Annotated in this window: 4 protein-coding genes; 1 reads left to right on the forward strand and 3 read right to left on the reverse strand. The window is 65.8% G+C overall.

What is annotated here, in order from left to right; genetic code table 11:
* Together GF405_09505 and trkA are read right to left on the reverse strand one after the other, a co-directional pair.
* Positions 1-630: TrkH family potassium uptake protein (locus GF405_09505; GenBank protein MBD3368387.1), on the reverse strand; the 630-nt coding region annotated here is incomplete at its 3' end.
* Between the two features lie 86 nt (positions 631-716).
* Positions 717-2,066 (reverse strand): Trk system potassium transporter TrkA, encoded by a 1,350-nt coding sequence (gene trkA / locus GF405_09510; GenBank protein ID MBD3368388.1) that lies wholly within the window; start codon positions 2,064-2,066, stop codon positions 717-719.
* Between the two features lie 279 nt (positions 2,067-2,345).
* On the opposite strand from trkA, the gene GF405_09515 reads away from it, so the two are divergent.
* Positions 2,346-3,335, forward strand: a complete 990-nt coding sequence (locus tag GF405_09515; protein ID MBD3368389.1) for an SUMF1/EgtB/PvdO family nonheme iron enzyme — start codon at positions 2,346-2,348, stop codon at positions 3,333-3,335.
* A 55-nt stretch (positions 3,336-3,390) separates the two neighbouring features.
* Here GF405_09515 and GF405_09520 read toward each other — a convergent pair.
* A partial coding sequence (locus tag GF405_09520; GenBank protein ID MBD3368390.1) for an ABC transporter permease subunit occupies positions 3,391-3,709 on the reverse strand: 319 nt, incomplete at its 5' end.

A 3,709-nucleotide genomic window follows, 5' to 3' on the forward strand; every position in this document is an offset into this window, starting at 1 on the left:
CACAATCTCGATGTACACGCTGTCGAAGGCAGCGACGCTCGCGGTTCGCGTGGAGAAGCCGCCCGTCGACATCGTGGTGAACGTGTGGCAGCAGGCGTCGAACCAGTTCATGCCGCCGGTCATGAGCAGGGCGGTCTCGCCCAGACTGAGCAGGACGTAGAGCCCCCAGAGGAGCTTGGCGGTGGACGCTATGCGCGGCGTCAGACGGTCCTTGGACGGGCCCGGTATCTCGGCGCGATAGATCCGCATACCGCCGACGCCCAGGAAGGGCAGAATGGCGATGCACAGGACGAGCACTCCCATGCCGCCCAGCCACTGCGTCATGCCCCGCCAGAAGAGGATTCCCCGTGGAACAAGCTCGAGGTCGGTCATTACGGAGGCGCCGGTCGTTGTGAAGCCGGACATCGTCTCGAAGACGGCCGACACGGGGTGCGGGATGATGCCCGAGAGGAGGAACGGGAAAGCCCCGGCCACGGCTGCCGCGACCCAACCGAACGTGACGATGGCGAACCCGTCGCGCCGTGACAGGTAGACGGGGCCGCGCGTCAGCAACCACAGCGCGAGGGCGAGCGCCAGGACGGTCCCACTGCTCACAGCGAGGGACCATTGAGCCTGCGCGGGGTCCCCCATGAGCCAGGAGACCAGCCAGCAGACGCCCTCACCGACAGCTACGAATGCAAGGACGTAGGAGACGAGGTGCAGAACGCGGCGAGGTCTCACTTGCGGAACACCGATTCGAGCTTGGCGGCGACCCCCAGCGGTGCGAAAACGATGAGTCGGTCGCCCTCCTGCAGTGTCGTGGCGCCGACCCCGATAGCGGCGTCCTCTCCGCGCACGACGGCTGCCACTACCGACCGCCGTGGCAGGCGCATGTCCTTGAGTTCCCTACCGACCCATCTGCTGCCTTCGGAGACGTGGACCTCCAGGAGTTCCCCCGGCACGTTCTGCAGCAGTGTGATCGCCCGTATACTGGCGCCCCTGACAAAGCGGAGGATGGCGTTCATGGTCGTGAGGTAGGGGCTCACGGCCCGGTCCAGGAGCCTGGCCTCGTTGATGATCGAGACGTACTCAGGCTTGGAGATGAGCGCGACGCCGAACCCGGCTCCCAGCTTCTGGGCGAGGAGACAGGCGATGATGTTGTTCTCGTCGTTGCCGGTCGAGGTCACGATGGCGGTGTGGCGCGTGATGCCGATCTCATCCAGAATCGCGCGGTCCAGCGCGTTCCCGGAGATGACCGTGCCCCTGGTGAGCGAAGCGGAACACTCGTGGGCGCGTTCGATGTCCTCCTCGATCACGACGACCTGCTTGTCCGACCGCTCTAGATGGCGGGCAAGCCGCAATCCCATGTCACCCCCGCCGGCGACAACGACCTTGCTGATCTCGATCTGGTTCGGCCTGACGACATCAAGGAACGCGCGGACGCTGCTCGGCCGCCCGACGCAGTAGATCGTGTCCATGACCTCGAACGTCGTGTTGCCGCGCGGCATGATGAGCTTATCGCCACGCATCACGGCGATGAGGCGCACGTCGCTGAGGATGTCGGAACGCGAGAAATCCCTGAGCGGCCCGGCGAGCAGAGGGCTGCCGGGGGGCACGTCCGTGCCCACGACCTGGATACGTCCATCCGCCATGTGGACGATCTCCTTGGCGCCGCCGAGATTGAGAACAGAGAGGACCTCGCGAGCGCACTCCTCGTGCTCGTTGACGATGAGGTCGATCCCGAGTCCGGAGAGGTAGTCCGCGTGCCGTCCGGCGGTCAGCTCGTCGTTCGATACGCGAGCCGCCGTGTACCGCGCACCGGCCGCGCGCGCGGACACGGCGGCCAGTATGTTGATTTCGTCCCGGTTCGTCACGGTCGCCACGAGCCCGGCCTTCGCTACGCCCGCTTCTTCCAGGGTCTGCGGACTGATCCCGTTGCCCACGACGGTCTGGACGTCCAGCTCGGCGGCGCTCTCTTCCAGGGGCTGCGCGCGGTGGTCAACGAGAACGACGTCGTGCTTCTCGTCGCACAACCTGGACGCGAGCCTGTGTCCGGCGTTCCCCGCTCCTATGATGACGACTCTCATTGCAGACCCTCTGGATTGGTGTCTCTGCGCCGCACGATACCGTCCAGCGTTCGCGGGCCCAGGAACGCTGCCGCTCGATACTCACACACTTCGGGGGTGGGGCTCAAGGTCAGAGGAGGCGTTGTGGTACAGGTGCCTCTGCCGGGCTGAGCGGGGCCGCTGTGTGTGGAAGTCCCGCACGGCGTTGCATGAGTTGACTTGCACTTGGTAGTGTGAGCCGTGACGGTCTGTCTGTCCGGGCCTGAGAGGGACCCGGAGCTCTGGTATGGAGAGTCATCGATGATATGTCCGGTCGGGCGAGCTGCGCGTGCTGCGAGTACGTTTATGATCGTGATGGTGGCAACGGGCCTCGGATGCCGCACGCCGGCTGCGCTGGAAGCCCCGGAACCGATCACTTCAGGGCGTTGTCCGATCGATATGGTGCTTGTGCCCGCGGGCGCCTTCACAATGGGTGATGGAGTCGCTCAGTGCGGGGCGAGCCGGCACACGGTCTCCATCACGCGCGGCTTCCACCTCGGCCGTCATGAGGTGACCAACCAGGAGTACCTGGAAGCGGTCAGATGGGCCTGCAGACACGGGTACGTGAGCGTCACTGCCGTCTCGGTCCGGGACAGCCTGGATGGCAGCTCAGTCGAACTCCTCGATCTCGATGATGACGACTGCGAGATCGCCTTCTCAGATGGTGAGTTCAGCCTTCGTGACGCCGGACATGGGATCAACCCTGACCATCCCGTGAAGAGGGTCTCGTGGTATGGAGCGGCGCGCTTCTGTGACTGGCTGAGCCTGCAGGAAGAGTTGCCGCGCGCCTACAAGCACGACGGCGACTGGGCGTGCAACGGGGGAGACCCGTACGATGCCCGCGGCTACAGACTGCCGACCGACGCCGAATGGGAATATGCCGCGCAGTACGACGACGGCAGGCTGTACCCCTGGGGCTATCGGGCCCCCGGAACGGACCTGCTCAACTGCTGCCGCGAGGTCGGCTGGACCACACCCGTCGGGAGCTACCCTCCGGCGCCGGCGTCACTGGGTCTCGAGGACATGGCGGGGAACGCATGGGAGTACTGTAACGACTGGCACGAATGCAGCCTCGGGGACACCGCTGTAACGGACCCGGCGGGACCGCGGTCCGGCATCGGTCGTGTCGTGCGCGGAGGCTCCTGGATGAGATACCGGGACGTCTTTCGTCGGGCGTCCCGGTTCTGCGGCGCACCGTCGGGCGGCAGCGACCACTTCGCGTTCCGGGTGGCGAGGACGATGACGCGGTGAGCGGGGATCGGCTCGTCCCGGAGTCTCCACGGTACCGCGCCCGCGGCCGGGGTCGTCATCCCGTCGTCTTGCTGAAGCGTGAGGTCGCGAAGGTCAGCAGTCCCACGCCGATGACGAGCAGCGCAGTGAGCTGCGGCCAGAGGAGGGCCGGCCCGGCGCCCTTCAGGAAAATGGCGCGGACGATCTCGATGTAGTGCCGCATCGGGTTGAGAAGCGTCAACCACCGGAAGACCGCGGGCATGCTGCTCACGGGGAACATGAAGCCCGAGAGCAGGATCGCGGGCATGAAGACGAGGAAGCTCGTGAGGAACGCCTCCTGCTGCGTCTTCGAGATGGTGGAGATCAAGAGGCCGATGCCGAGCCCCGACAGCAGG

The organism is Candidatus Effluviviaceae Genus V sp. (assembly GCA_014728125.1).
In the GTDB taxonomy this organism is placed as follows: Bacteria; Joyebacterota; Joyebacteria; order Joyebacterales; family Joyebacteraceae; genus WJMD01.